Here is a 15,439-nt window from a genome sequence, read left to right as displayed (position 1 = left end):
GACAGAACTGCGCAGGCCCGCCCACGGGTCTGTGAAAATAATTATAAATAAATCAAATAATAAAAAATAAACACAACAGGACAAACACAGAGGGTAAGACAATGAGTGAGGCCACAACGTCAGTCAATAAAAGCCCCGGTCGCGTTTTTTACTGGGTAGAACGCATCGGGAATAAAATCCCCAATCCATTTTTACTGTTCGTCTATTTAATCGTTGTTTTAATGCTGGCCACGGCGCTGTTCTCCTGGCTGGACGTAGCGGTGAAGAACCCGGCCACCGGCGAGCTGATCAAGGTGAATAACCTGATGAGCGTAGCGGGCATGCAGTGGATTTTCCCGAACATCATCCATAACTTCAGCAGCTTTGCGCCGCTGGGGGCCATTCTGGCACTGGTCATCGGCGCTGGGCTGGCAGAGAAAGTCGGGCTGTTGCAGGCGCTGATGTATAAAATGGCCTCACGCGTTAGCGCACGCTATGCCAGTTACATGGTGCTGTTTATCGCCTTCTTCAGCCACATTTCATCGGATGCCGCGCTGGTGGTGATGCCGCCGCTCGGCGCACTGATGTTCCTTGCCGTGGGCCGCCATCCCATTGCCGGGCTATTGGCCGCGATCGCCGGGGTCGCTTCCGGCTTTACCGCCAACCTGCTGATCGTCACCACCGACGTGCTGCTGTCCGGTATCAGTACCGAGGCCACCAAAGCGGTAGACGCCACCGTTCACGTCAGCGTGATCGACAACTGGTACTTTATGGCCACCTCGGTGATCGTGCTGACCATCGCCGGCGCACTGCTGACCGATAAGTTTATTGAACCCAGGTTGCCGGAGTGGCGCGGCAGCGCGGAAGACAAAATTGAAGCGCTGACCCCGCTACAAAACCGTGGGCTGATGATGAGCGGCATTGCCGCACTGGTGTTTATCGCCATTATCGCCGCGCTGGTGGTACCGGAAGCCGCCCCGCTGCGCGATCCGAAAACCGGTTCGGTGATCCCCTCGCCGTTCATCAAAGGCATTGTACCGATCATCATCCTGTTCTTTTTCACCGTCGGTATTACCTACGGCGTGGTGACCAAACAGATCCGACGGCCAGACGATATTCCCCACCACCTGATAGAGCCGATGAAGAGCATGGCCGGCTTTATCGTGATGGTGTTTCCGCTGTCGCAGTTCGTGGCGTTCTTTAACTGGAGCAACATGGGCAAGTTTATGGCCATCGGCCTGACCGACATGCTGGAAGCCGCCGGCATGAGCGGCGCACCGGCGTTCCTCGGTCTGATGTTCCTCTCCGCCTTCCTGTGCATGTTTATCGCCAGCGGTTCGGCCATCTGGTCGATTCTGGCACCGATCTTTGTCCCGATGTTTATGCTGCTCGGCTTCCACCCGGCATTCGCGCAGATGACCTTCCGCATTGCCGACTCCTCGGTGCTGCCGCTGGCACCGATGTCGCCGTTCCTGCCGCTGTTCCTCGGTTTCCTGCAGCGTTACCGCAAAGACGCCCAGCTCGGCACCTATTACGTGCTGATCCTGCCGTATCCGCTGGTGTTCTTTGCCGTGTGGATTTTACTGTTGCTGGCGTGGTACGCACTCGGCCTGCCGATCGGTCCGGGGGTCTATCCGAAGATGGGGTAAAGATTACCGGCCTCTTGATATCGGGAGGCCGGAAGCGTTCAACTATCAGAAACGATAGCCAACGCCGATATTGAAACCGTTGATAGAGCGATTTTTACCACCGGCATCCAGTTTGGAGCCTTCATAACCGATATCTACCGCCAGATTTTCCATCGGGTTAACCTGGAAACCAACACCGTACATAAAGGAGGTTTTCTTCTGGTTACCGCTCTCTTCACCCATATATTCGTAAGTGTTGTATGCGTAATTACTCCAGGAGGACTTGTAATCCACCTTGTTATAATTCAAACCCAGCAGCCCGTAAACGCTGACAAATTGATTAAAACGGTATGCCGGACCAACGGACAGTGAGTAATATTTAACTTCGGCATGATTATTAACCTTGTCGCGATAGACATTGTAAGACTCGTCCTTGTCACCGCTCATATAGGTAAATGAGCTGATAACGCTGATTGGCGAATCCCACTCGTAACGGTACTTAACGTTCACGCCGTTGATATTCTTGAAGTCCTGCACCTTGCTCTGTGCATAACCGGCAGTGATAGTACTTTGCCCAGCATGGGCAGCCATGCCGAAGCCCAGAGTGGAAAGAACCAAAGTGGAGATGATTAACTTTTTCATGCAATCTTCCTTAATAGTAAGTGGAACAACTTTGGTAAAAAAACAACTATTCATATCGTATTGACGGCATGAATTATTAATTTTGCATTATCTAACCAAATTGATAGATGAAATGACAGCGTAGCAAATCCAGTATCATAATTAATTAGTCGTACCGGTAACTTGCGAGTTGCTTCGCGTCAATAGTAATTTCGTCCACCCAACAAGCCTGTTTTATAGCTGCACTCTTTATCTTCATTGCCCCAGGATTTTGGCGCATGGGTGCTACTGGTCAGGTCAACAATCCTTACACCAGAATTAACCGGGTAAATGTCATAATCGTGACCGACTTCAGGAATGAAACTGGATGAGCGCGTCTCTATTACTTGATTATATTGCGATCTAAAGGTTTCTTCTTTATAAGTAATCATAATATGCTGATTAGCTTTAATCTTATACTCTATGGCATCCCTCCCCTGCATCTCTGAAGATGGCGGCAGCATGCCCGGCAGTTTTTTGTTGTAGGTCGACTTGATACCGATGATATTAACACCAGCAGTTAAGCTCTTGGCATCTACAAGCTTGTAGCACTTCCCTGATTTCTCATAAACCTCAAAGGTTAACGGTGGCAGGTAGTTTTTCACTCTGATCCTGGAAAAATTCGTTCCAGTGTAGTCATCGACAGATTTTGTTAAGTTCACGGAACAGCCAGAAACAGCAGTGACTGATAAAAAAACGGCAAAAATTGCACCTAATTTTATTGCCATAATAATCACACTCCATTGTATGTAAGAATATGGATTTAAAAATATCTTAAGCCCCCCTATCAAGGGGCATGCTCAGCCTTTTTCATTACGTCTATTTATTTATCAATCCTTTGGTGGTTCATTAGAGGATGATTTTTTATTAGCGTTATACTCATCTATCTTTGCAAAAATCCATGAACCAACACCGGCTGCAACACCAACGATACCACTAACCACCAAAGAGTCTTTAAAAGATTTCTGAGTAAAGCGCAGCTCACCAAACTTTAAAAAATTAATACCAACCTTCACTATCAAAATGAAAAAAAGAAAACACACAAAGCAGTAAATAACGCTAATAAACAATATTTTCAATTTCACTTTAGGTTTATTTTCCATTTTTATCCCCCACCCCATTTATCGTGTTTTTCAATTCATTACTAATAACTTCGCCACCCATGGTGCCGAAGATATCGCTAACCATACCGGCTGATGGCCCTAATACAGGTTTAAGCACCGTCGGAGCATAAGTTCCGATGGCACCACCGAACGCTGAGCCAGCGACACTGCCCGATAGAGCACCAGGATCAGCTCCATCAGTAAAGATAGTTCCACCAATAGCAATACCGATATTCGCTGGAATCGCGGCTTGTAGATCGCCACCAGCTAACCCTTGCACTGCGGCAACCGCCGCCTGCATACCCTGTTGAACCTTACCGCCCGTGCCATAACCCGACTCGCTAAACACCTTGCTATAGGCCGTCTGATAAATCTGTGCGTTGATATCCTCAGCGGTGATCACCTCACCAGGCTTATCTTTCGCCAGCTTGTCTGCCGCCGCCTTGCGATCGGTATCGGTGACGTTATTCATCTTCTCTTTGGCAGCCTTGGTGGCCGTGATCGCTCCCTCAGTCCGGGCGATGTCCATCGCCTGATTGCCGATCTCGCCGATCAACTGCGCCTGCTGCAGGCGTTTCTGCTCTTTCTCTTTATCGAAGATCGGGCTCAGGGTTTGGTTGGCGTGTTCTACGTCGCGGCTCAGGTCACTGACGTTCTGCGTCTGTTTGTCCTGATCGCGAATGATGATGGTGCCGTCGCTCACCGCCGATTGGGTGGTTGAGCTGTCATGTCCGCTGTTGCTGGCCCCCACCAGCAGGCCGTTGGCCATGTTACCGGCGAACTGGCTACCAATGCTGCCGCCGGAGCTGATACCCACGCTCTGGTGCTCTACCTGCATCCATTATCTGGATATTGGTTTGGAGCTCACCGCCGCACCGGGAGTTATTCGGTGGTGGCGGCGGGAAGTTGGAATATTTAGGGCTTAGAAGCAAGAATCCCGGCTCGATGGTCGGGATTCTTGCTTCTAAGAGTTCAAACAACTCATCTATAGTAAAAATACCAAAAAACAAAACCAGCAGGTGGTCCCATCCAGGTTAGTTTGAGACAAATAAATCTTCCTCTGAGAATGGAAAAGTACTATTAACATCCCAAGCTAACCAAGCTCCTAATAAACGTCCAAACATTGTCAAAATGAATATGACTAAACTCATTGAACAACATAAGTACAAAAGATTAAGTAATGACTCGTACTATTTCTCATTACTTTTCCCCGTATTTTTTGTAGTTTATCCTGAACCATACCTGACACGGCTGTATCGCCAACATTACCGATTATTGATGGTAATGGATTCTGTGGAACTGGCTTGATAATAGTCCATACTCCTGTTGGCACCCATTCATACTGTTTCACCAGCTTTCTGCTCCAGCGTCTCGCCTTCAGACTGAGCCTGTACAATATCACTCATCGCATTATTCTCAACGCCAGTTAGTTATGAAGTAATTATATTTACTCTATCTGAAATTTCTTCTATATGGAATATAATATGCCAGCCACAAAACAACGCCCAAAATAGCCCCCACCCCCCCCATTTTGAACGCAACATGTAACTGCGAAGGTCCAAAAAAATCATTATCCCCACCTAACCACTGAACAGCTAAGCTTAGTACGAACATCAATATAGATATTACTGAACATGAATAAACAAGTAGCAGTACAAGTTTCCATATTGGAATTTTTATCATTTGCTTTTCTCCTTCACAATCTTGTCCGTTGTTATGTTAGTCGCTCCCGATACTGCAGAGTCCACAACGTTGGCAGCGACTGAAGGTACGGAACTCTGAGAAACCGGCTTAGAAATTGTCCAGACTCCTGTTTGTACCCATTCGTACTGTTTTGAAACCGGATTAAATACTTTATCGAAAGGAATTTTAATAACATTTCCCATCATATAGCCAGAGGAAGCACCTGCTTTACTTAGCAACGCCCCCATAAACGGATCGTCACCTTTCATCTCAGCTTGGTAATAACCACCCGCAGCATTCCACGTCACTGTCGGATTATAACCTTTACCAGCAGTGATAGCGCTGATTACACCGGAACCTATAACATCTGAGAGTTTTACTTCACCCGTTGTACCGTACTGAATTGCAGCATTTGCGGCACTAGCAACTCCTACCGCTATCAACTGCTCTTTCCCCTTAGTTACGCCATTCGTGATTATGGCTTTTCCTCCCATCACAAGTGCTGGCCAAGAGGTAGGATCGATGGCAACCGCCAGTACACGATCTCCGGTGGTAATATTATCTTTCAGGAACTTAAGATCCGAACCATTGAGATAATTTACCAGTGCTGCGGCATCTGGATCCTTCAATTTCTCACTCAAACGGAACTGTGCCGGATCAGCATCTCGGGCGACATTGGTATTCGCCTGAATAACCTCTTCCCAAGTGACACAAGCAATACCGCCCCCCGTACAGGCGTCAGCCAGTTCTTTACTATTTTTATTACTGATTTCTATGTACTTTTCAAGCACCGGTTTGCAATCTCTCCCAGCAGCTTTGCACGCTGATAGCTCTTTATCGAGCTGACGGGATTCCGTCTCACTCAGCCAGTTATTCTCAACCACCGTCTTACCGGTCTGCGCACCCGCGATGGCATCAGCACTGCTATCACCAATCAAGCCACCAGCCAGGCCCGCAGCCAGTGTAGCCAATGCTGAAACCGTCTGCTTCTCTGTTTCACTCAGTTCACTTACCGGCTTGCCGTAGGCATCGCTCGCTATCATGCCGATAAGTTCCCCCGTCGCAGCGCCACCCGCGCCAACCAAGGCATTGTTGCCCTGCGCTGCTGCCAACGCACCATTAACCGCTGCGTGCGCCAGGACTCGCCCGGCTGGATCTTCGATACTGTCGGCTATGACTTTAGTAATATAAGGTGCGGCCCCATTAGCCAGTGCGCCCGTCAAATCACCACCAGACAATCCTTGAACGGCTGCCGTGGCCGCCTGCATCGCACGTTGAACCTTACCGCCCGTGCCATAACCCGACTCGCTGAACGCCTGGTTATACGCCGTCTGGTAAATCTGCTCGTTGATATCCTTATCGGTGATGATCTTGCCGGGTTTTTCTTTCGCCAGCTTATCTGCCGCGGCCTTGCGATCGGCATCGGTAACGTTATTCATTTTCTCGTTGGCGGCTTTGGTTGCGGCGATCGCCCCCTCGGTCCGCGCAATGTCCATCGCCTGATTGCCGATCTCGCCGATCAGCTGCGCCTGCTGTAGCCGTTTCTGCTCTTTCTCTTTGTCGAAGATCGGGCTTAACGTCTGGTTGGCGTGCTCCACGTCGCGGCTCAGATCGTTGACGTCCTGCGTTTGTTTGTCCCGATCGCGGATGATGATGGTGCCGTCGCTCACCGCCGCATGGGTGGTTGAGCTGTCGTGTCCGCTGTTGTTGGCGCCCACCAGCAGGCCGTTGGCCATGTTGCCGGCGAACTGGCTGCCGATGCTGCCGCCGGAGCTGATGCCTACGCTCTGGTGCTCCACTTCGAAATCAGCCTGATTGTGGATGTCCTTAAAGCCCAGCGTGCCGGTATCGAGCTTGTTTTTGTCGGCGGTGGCGGTGCTGCCGATCACCGCACCGTTAAGCTGGGTATGTTCGCCCACCGTCAGGTCAAAGCCGCCCTTACCGGCGAAGATGCCCGTCTGCTCCTGAACGCTGTCGTAGTTGCTGTGCATCTTGTCTTTGCTCAGGCTGATGCTGCCCGAACCGGTCATCGAGCCGAAGGTGAAGCTGCCGCCAGCGCTGGCGTTTTGCTGTTTGGAATCGTAACGATCGCTGTCCTGCTGGCTTTCCAGCAGCAGATTGCGGCCCACGTCGGCCTTGACCGATTCGCCGGTGACCTGTGCACCGATCAGGTTGGTATCGCGCCCGCTGGTAATCTTGACCTGATTACCGGCGTTAACCGTGGTTTCGGTGTGGCTGGTGCCGTTGCCCTTCTCGTTACCCTTGCCCTTGTTGACGCTGGCGGAAACGCTCAGCCCAATACCGCCGGAACCGACACCGATACCCACGCCCAGCGTACCGCCCTGGCTCTCGTTTTTACCGTCCAGATACTGGGTGTTCTCGGCGGAAAGCAGGTTCACGTCGCGATTGGCATTCAGGGTGACGTCCTTGCCCGCCTGCAACTGGCTGCCCTGCACCAGGATGTCGCCGTCCTGGCCCTTCACGCCGTTGCCGCTGGCGGTAATGCTCAGGTTGTTGCCCGCCGTCAGGCTGCTGCCCTGCGCGGTGCTCTGCCCGCTGTTTTGAGTAGAAGTGGAAGACTGGGTACCGTAGGAAATGCTGATCCCCACCATGTTGTTATTGGCTGGATCGGCGCCCTGCGCCTGCGCCAAACGCGCCGCCTGCACCGCCTGTACGCCGCTCAGCGCCGCCTTGGTTCCCTGCAATGCCGCCAGGCGACTGTCGTCGGTGGATTTCGCCTGCTGCGAGGTTTCTACCGCAGTGTTCAGCGCACTGCCGACCGTGCCGGACAGTGCCAGCGTCAGGCCGGATTTCTTCTGTTCGACCTTGTGAGTCTGGCTGTTCTGATCCTGCGCCTGCGTCACCGACACATTCTTGCCGCTCAGCGCCATGTCCTTGCCGGCCACCAGCTCGGACCCGGTCACCGCCAGGTTATTACCGGCCCCCAGGGTGACGTTGCCGTTTACGCTGCCGACGGTGCTGCCCTGATTGGTCAGCCCCTGCGCGGTATCCGTGGTTTTCAGGCTTTCGGTGCCGTAGCTGATGCCGATGCCACCGCTGCTCATCAGGCCGGATTTTTTCTCCTGCTTGAGGTGCAGTTCGCTGTTGCTTTCGGTCGCGCCGGTGATGCTAAGATCGTTCCCTGCCAGCAGTTTCACGTCCTGAGTCCCGGCCACGCTGCTGCCCTGAACCCGTAAATCGTTGCCCGCCAACACATTAATGCTGTCGCCGCTCAGGGTAGTGCCCTGTACAGTCTGGCGATCCAGGGTGTCGCGGGTGGTGGTAGTGGTTTTCGACATCAGGCCGTTACCGCCAGTCACCTTGTGTCGCTCGTCCAGATCGAGGGTGTTCTCGCCGCTGAGAATATTGATGTCATGGCCGGCATTGAGGTTCAGCGCATCGCCGGCCGAAACCGTTGCAGCATGGGCAGTGATATCGTTCCCGGCATTGAGGGTCACGGCCCCTTTGCCCACCACTTCGCTGCCGACCTGCTGGCTGTTGCCCTGTTTCAGGCTGTTGTCGCCATTCCAGATCAGGTTGTCGCGGCTGGCCGTGGTCACCGTATTCAGGGTGAGATCGCGCCCGGCACTCAGCAGGGTTTGGCCATTCTCGCCGCTGTTAACTACCTGCGCCGCATCCAATTTGATGTCGCGACCGGCCTGCAGCATCAGCTTGCCGTCAGCTCCCTGCACGTACATGCCCGCCACGCTGTCGATGTTGGTGCGCTCGAAGCTGTTGGCACCGTTAACGCTCTGTGCCGTCCGGGTGGTGCTGATGGCGTTGATATCACGCCCGGCGCTGGCCAGCAGCGAGTTGTTGCCCTGGATCACTCCGCCGATATTGTTAATGTCGGTGCGGGCAGTCAGGCCAACGTCGGCCCCCTGAATGTGGCCCGCCACGTTGGTGATGTTGGCGGCACTCAGTTTCACCACTTCACGCCCGGCGATATGGCCGCTGTTGAACAGGCCTTCGCCCAGATTGAGATTGACGTTACGCCCGGCAATCAGCGTACCGGAGCCGTCCAGATCGCCCGGTTGCATACGGGCATACACTTGCGGCACCAGGACGTTTTGCTGGCTGCCGTCCGGCAAGGTGACTTTGGCGTTCACCAGCCAAACGATATCTTGGGTCAACAACCCCATCTGCTCGGCCGTCAGCGCCACGCCCACCTTCAGGTTATACTGCTGGCTGAAGGCCAACCCCTGATCCATCAGCGCCTTAAACTGCTCTTCGTCGTTGTTGTAACCGTCCAGATAGCGCTGGCCGGTCAGGTTGATCACCTGTTCGCGGATCAGCCGCTGCTCGTAGTAACCGTCGCCCAGGCGCTTCAATACGTTGTCCGGGTTATTGGTTGCCTTGGCGATCATGTAGTCCGAGCCCAACCAGGCTTTCTGGTTGGTGAAGCGCGGATCGGTCTCTACCAGATACTGGCCGCCCGGTGCCGGATTGGTCTTGAACAGGCTGTTGTCCGGCAAACGGGTGTCTGGCCCGACAATGCGCACCACGCTGTCCACCGCGTCGCCCTGCTGGTTATTGACCTTGTTGGCGACTTCGAACTGCTGGCCCGGCTGCAACGCTACGGCCTGGATCACCGGCAGCGCGCCGCTGCCAATGGTCTGCAGGCCGGCGGAAATATCACTGCCGCTGACCACCGCATTGACCCCACCGGCAGCGCCGATAGTGGCATTGGTGCCCTGCTGCGTCAGTGGGGCAATGGCGATTGGGTTACCTGCCACCTGCCCGTGGTCAATCAGCTGGCTCGGCTTCAGCGAAATGGTCTGAATGGTGGTCGGCGGCGTATAGGCCGTGGCATTGTGCCCCTGCTTATCTTTACCCTTCTTCTTGATGCGGTAGTAACTGGTCACTTCGCCGACGTCGGTGGTCAGGCGCTGGCCCGGTACCGCCACGTTATCCACGCTGCCGGCATTAATCGCCAGCGTGCCGCCCGCGATCACCTGGCTCTTGTCGTTCAGCAGATGCCCGGCGTTGATCGCCATATCACCACCCGCGATGATTTTGGCCGGATCGCTTTCCTTGACCTGGGTTTCCTGCACCGTACGGTTGTAGTCGTATTGCGTAAATCTGTCGTTGTTATGCCCCGTTTTCCCGGGGGTATTCAGGTTCAACAGCGAGTCTGATGAATTGCGGTCAACGAAGACGCCCGGTTCTCCGGCCATCCAGCGTACCGGATCGCCCGATTGCTGATACTCGGTGATTTTTCCGTTGGAAACGGTAACCAGTTCGGTAGTAAAGCGGTCATTGACGTTGTTGATCTGTCCGGCCGAAATAGCCATGTTGCCCGCAGATTCAAGGGTCGAACTGTGATTATTGAGGATGCCGGCCTGGCCGGTGGTCAGGTGGTTGGCGTCAAGCTGGCCGCCAATCACCATGTCCCCACCGCTGTAAATCAACCCATGATCGTAGTTATTCAGCGTTTGGGTGCCGATATCCACCCGTTCGCGCCCGGCCAGCGTGGCAGCGGTGCCGTTCTCCGCCAGGTTGTTAAAGGTGACGGTTTGCACGCCAATAGCATCGCCATAAATACGGCCGGTGCCGATGTTGGTCAGCGTGTTGGCCTGGATCAACGTATGTTTGCCGTCAATCAGACCATAGTTGGTCAAGGTGCCGTTGACCGTCAGCCAATCCTGCCCGGCGTTAATCTCGCCGCTGGCGGCATTGAACAGATTATTGGCGCGCAGATCGAGCTTGGCGCCCGCCAGCAGTTTGCCGCTGTTGGTCACATCGCCCGGCGTGGTGAAGTTGAAATTGCCGTTGGCAATCATCTCACCGCTGTTATTGATGCCCTGCGCGCTGACCAGGTTCATATCGCCCAGCGACAGCAATTGCCCGTCGCCGCCGACCGCTGCGGCGTTGATGTCCAGCAGCTTGCCCGCTTTAACGATACCGCCGGTGTTCAGCAGGTTAAGCGCCGCGCCCTGCAACTGCAGATTTTCGCTGGCGGCCAGTTGGCCAGCGCTGTTATCCAACTGACCGCCGTTGGTGATAGTCAGCTGTTGGTTAGCCAGAATGCTGCCGCCACGGTTGCTCAGCGAGCCGGTGTTCAGCGCCACGGCTTGGCCTTCCAGCCCTTTATTTTCCGCCTTGGTGTCGTCGTTGATGAACTGCAGGGCATTGAGCGTCACGGTGGCGCCGCTGCGGATCAGCCCCAGGGCGTTGTCGATAACCCCCTGCGCGCTGTCCAGCAACAGGTTGCCGACAGCCTGAATTTGTCCGTTACGGTTATCCAGACCGGCGCTGGCGAGCTGGAGCGCCTGTTCGCCAATAATCCGCCCACCGTTACCGTTGTCCAATTTCAGCGCCGCCAGGGCAAAGTCGCCTTTGGCCCCCAGCGTACCGCCCTGATTATTGACGTCGCCACTGCCGAGCTGCAGTTTACCCAGGCTGTGCAGGGTACCGTTCTGGTTATCCAGCCGCTGGCCGTGGGTATCGACATGCATATCCGCGCCCGACTGCACCAATCCACCCTGGTTATTCAGGCCGCCCGCGCCGGTGGTATTCAACACCAATGCCTGCTGTGCCACCAGTTTGCCGCCACCGTTCAGCAGCGCTTCGGCATCGAGCTGCAAGCCCTTGCCGGCAATCACCACGCCCTGGCCGTTATCGAACACGCCGGTCGTGAGGTTCATCGCCCCCTGGCTGGTGATACCGCCCTTGTCGCCGCTGTTGGCGTTGGTCAGCCGATCAACGGTCAGATCTAACCCCTCACCACTCTGGATCAGGCCGCCATCGTTGTTATTGAGGCTATTGCCGTGCAGCTCCAGCGCCGTCTGTGCCGCCAATTGGCCGCCCTGGTTCTCCAGCAGGCCGAAGTTAATCTTCGCCGCATCGGCGCTGACCACCGTGCCCTGATTGTTCACCAGATGATCGCTGTCCAACCGCAGTTTTTTACCTGCGCCAATCACCCCAAGATTGCTGTTATCCAGCAATTCTTTGGCATCCAGCGTCATATCCTGACCGGACTTGATCGCCCCGCCCTGGTTATTGATCGCCCTGGCGGTGGCCGACAGCTGCTTCTCTGAAGCCAGCGTGCCGCGGCGGTTATCCAGTTGCTCGCCATGCAGTTGCAGGTCACCCGAACTGGCGATAAAACCGGCCTGGTTATCCACGGCACCGCTGGCGATCGTCAGTTTGCCCAGGCTGCTGATACCGCCATTCTTACCGCTATCACGGTTGCTCAGGGCCTGTCCGTGGGTATCGATGTGCGCATCGCCGCCCGCCTGCAATAGTCCACCGTCGTTGGTCAGTGCCAGGCTGTCGATATTCAGCTTCTGCTTGCCGACCAGAGTGCCCTGGCTGTTATCAAGCTCGCCGGTGAACAGATCGGTCGTTCCGGCGCCCACCAGCATGCCCTGGCTGTTGTCCAGCGCACCGCTGTGGACAGTCAACGTCCCCTGGCTGAGGATGCCGCCGGTTTCACCGCTCAGGCGGTTGCTCAACGCCGCGCCCTGGGTGTCGATATTCATGTTGCCGGCGGATTGCAGCAGGCCGGCGTCATTGTTCAGCGCCCCGCTGTTCAGGCCCAGATCGCCGCTGGCGGCAATGACGCCCTGTTGGTTATTCAGCGCCCCTTTGCCCAGCGCCAGCGAAAGCGCGCCGCCCACCACCTGCCCGGCCTGATTCTCCAACCCGGCCCCGGTCAGTTGCAGAGCCTGTCTGGCCTCGATACGGCCGCCGCGGTTATCCAGCGCCTGTCGTGCCGTGATCTCAGCGTCGCCCGTCGCGGCGGAAACCAGCCCTTTGCGGTTATCCAGCGTGTCCGTCCGCAGTTGAGTATGGCCACTGGCCGCCAGTTGGCCCTGGCGGTTATCGATAGTGCCACTGACCTGCGCCTTCAGGCTGCCGTCCTGCGCAGCAATCACTTTGCCGCTCTGGTTGTTCAACCGCGCGGCGTTAAGCGCGACGTTGCCATTGGCCGCCAGTTGGCCGCCCTGGTTATCAATCCCCTCGCGGGTATTGAGGCGCATCTCACCCTTGCCGCTCTGCACCAGTTGACCGTTGCGGTTAGACAGGCTGCCGGCATCCAACGCGATCTGCTGCGCCGAAGTGGTGCCGCCGTCCAACACATAGTCGCCGCCCTGCATGCTGAGCTGACCGTTGGACAACAGCTTGCCGCCATCGCCCTGCAAGCGACCGGTATTCACCGCCAGCGCGCCTTTACCCGCATGGACGATTTGCCCGTCCTGGTTGTCGATCGAACCGGCTTCCAACGTCAAGTCATTGCCGTTGCTGGCAATACGGCCGCCGGCGTTATCCAGTTTGCCCTGCGGGTTCAACCGGAGGTTGTCTTCGCCAAGCTGGGTGATCTCCCCCTTGCGGTTGGATAAGTCACGCGCGTTGAGCGCCAGCTTATTCGCCGCCAGCTTGCCACCGTCATTATTGAACCGCTTGCCGCTGCTGGCGGTGAGCTGTTGCGCGGCTTCGACCTGCGCATTGGCCGTGGACAAATCGCCGGCCCCGGCTTCCAGCGTGACCTGGTTAGCCGCGGTACGGCTGCCGCTGATGTCCACGCCCTGCCCATTGGCACGCAGGTTGCCTGCCGCCAGATTTTGGCCTTGTGCAGTCAGTTTGCCGCTGGTGGTTAGCGCCAGTTCGCCGCTGCCGCCAAGCCGACCATCCTGTTGCACACCGGCCGCCAGCGTACTGCCTTTGCTGCTGTTCAGGCTGGCTGCCTGGACACGCACATTATTGCGGGCCGCAATAGAGCCGCTGTTTTGCACTTCGCCATCGCTGCTGACGTCGGCATGGCCTGCCGCGAACAGTGAGCCGCTGTTACTGACGCCGCCCTTCGAGGCCAGCTGCATATCGCCGCCGCTGCTGATTTTACCGCTGTTTTCAATGCGGCCATCGGCGGTGACCACCACGCTACCGGCCTGTGCACCGATGTTACCGGCATTACGCACACCGACGCCGGTTTCGGTGCCGATCATGCGGATCTTACCGGCGTACATGCCGCCCAACCTCGCCACGTCTACCGCCAGCTGCGGGCGGGTTGAGGGATCGTCGCTTTGTTTGTCGATTTGTTGATGCGCGGCATCCACCTTGTTGCGCCCGGTGGTGACTTTGAGATCGTTCGCCCACAGTCCAGCATTGATCTTCGTCGAACGTGCAATGATTTCGGTGTAATCCTGGCGCGAACTGTCCATGCCGGCGCCTTCAACCACCACTTCGCCCCGCTCGACGTTAAAGCCGGTCAGGTTACCGTTGTTGATCTGCGCCTGCCCGGTGGTCAGGGTGGCGCGGTTGGCGTTGATAAAGCCGCAACCGTTACAGGTAATGCCGGACGGGTTGGCGATCACCACCTGAGCACGCTGCCCGGCAACCTCGATATAACCGTTCAAACGGCTGGGATCGCGGGAGTTGACCTCGTTGAGGATCACCTTGGCTTCGCCTTTCGCCAGCCACGGGTTACCGTCGACCCAGCCGCCCTGTTGGGTTTGGGTCATTTTGTGGGAGTTGTTGAGGATCGCGCCCTGCTTGTCGACGTCAAACTGGCTGTAGGTATTGCGAGAAACCCCACCGGCGCTTGGCGTCTGGATATTGACCTGTGGCGTACCGTTGGCGCTGTTGACGATGGTCGGCTGCTGGCCGCCCGGCGCATTGCCGTCGGCAATAATCGCCGCCTGCACCGGTTGGATAGCCCCCAGCGCCATCAGCAGGCTAAAGCTGACGGCGTTCATCTTGCCGATGCACTGGCTCAGGGTATGCCCCAGACCGGACGAGCGGGCAGACCCGGCACGACCGGAGCGGGCGATATCCGCCACCACCATCAGCATGCCACGCGCTTTGTTGAAAACGATACGATACAGGTTCTTGTTCATGGCAATGTCCTTATTGGATTTCTGACGGCTCGACGGCTAACGGGTGGCTCGCCCACCATTGCTGCGCCTGCTGATGGCTAACCTGCGCGCCTTTAAAGTTCACCACGCGCTTTCCACGCTGCTCTCCGCGGTGATACAGCGCCCGCATACACAGGTGCGGGAAGATTTCCCGCGCGACCAGATTGCGCATTTCTCGCGTATGCCCGAAGGGCGCTATCCAGTCGCAGAACCACAGGCGATCGCCGCTGTTCCAGTCACTTTCCAGCATATTCACCGCAGGCTGCGTCAGATAACGCGCCTCGGCATCTTGATTCATCCAGGCCCAACTGAGGAAAAACACCGGCTGATTCCGATGCGACGCCAGCACATATTGCTGTCGCTTGATGATCGGCAGCAGCAGCGTCGGCAGGGTGTGCAACGGGGCATCGCGGTGCATCGGCGAATGCATCCACAGCCATACCGCCGCGCCAAAGGCTTCTGCCTCGCTGTCTTCACCGCCGAGGATCATCGGCGCCCTGATATCGTATTGGCCTATGCGCATGGTCGT

General features: G+C 55.8%; 6 protein-coding genes and 1 pseudogene. 1 reads left to right on the top strand and 6 read right to left on the bottom strand.

All coding sequences use genetic code 11. The features are described 5' to 3' along the window. Nucleotides 1-101 precede the first annotated feature (101 nt). Nucleotides 102-1,628, top strand: coding sequence for a p-aminobenzoyl-glutamate transporter (abgT, locus tag H5P17_RS09320; RefSeq protein ID WP_182822511.1), 1,527 nt, complete (start codon nt 102-104; stop codon nt 1,626-1,628). A 45-nt stretch (nt 1,629-1,673) separates the two neighbouring features. On the opposite strand, the gene H5P17_RS09315 is transcribed toward abgT, so the two are convergent. From H5P17_RS09315 to H5P17_RS09290, 6 genes and pseudogenes are all read right to left on the bottom strand, one after another. Next, complete coding sequence (locus tag H5P17_RS09315; RefSeq protein WP_044553460.1) at nt 1,674-2,249, bottom strand: Ail/Lom family outer membrane beta-barrel protein; 576 nt, start codon at nt 2,247-2,249, stop codon at nt 1,674-1,676. Nucleotides 2,250-2,428: 179 nt separating this feature from the next. Further along, complete coding sequence (locus tag H5P17_RS09310; RefSeq protein WP_255477879.1) at nt 2,429-2,995, bottom strand: hypothetical protein; 567 nt, start codon at nt 2,993-2,995, stop codon at nt 2,429-2,431. Nucleotides 2,996-3,097: 102 nt separating this feature from the next. Continuing rightward, nucleotides 3,098-3,370 (bottom strand): hypothetical protein, encoded by a 273-nt coding sequence (locus H5P17_RS09305; RefSeq protein WP_182822509.1) that lies wholly within the window; start codon nt 3,368-3,370, stop codon nt 3,098-3,100. A gap of 498 nt (nt 3,371-3,868) precedes the next feature. Then, a pseudogene (locus H5P17_RS26815) lies at nt 3,869-4,205 on the bottom strand (filamentous hemagglutinin); the annotation flags it as partial. An 844-nt stretch (nt 4,206-5,049) separates the two neighbouring features. Next, nucleotides 5,050-14,892 (bottom strand): hemagglutinin repeat-containing protein, encoded by a 9,843-nt coding sequence (locus H5P17_RS09295; RefSeq protein ID WP_255477878.1) that lies wholly within the window; start codon nt 14,890-14,892, stop codon nt 5,050-5,052. Nucleotides 14,893-14,902: 10 nt separating this feature from the next. Continuing rightward, the gene (locus tag H5P17_RS09290) at nt 14,903-15,433 is read right to left on the bottom strand and encodes a toxin-activating lysine-acyltransferase (RefSeq protein WP_182822507.1); all 531 of its coding nucleotides are present in this window, start codon (nt 15,431-15,433) and stop codon (nt 14,903-14,905) included. Between the last annotated feature and the right edge of the window lie 6 nt (nt 15,434-15,439).

The organism is Serratia sp. OS31 (genome assembly GCF_014164835.1).
Lineage (GTDB): Bacteria > Pseudomonadota > Gammaproteobacteria > Enterobacterales > Enterobacteriaceae > Serratia > Serratia liquefaciens_A.
Note: the sequence above shows the minus strand (reverse complement) of the source record. Positions and strands in the feature narration are given on the sequence as shown.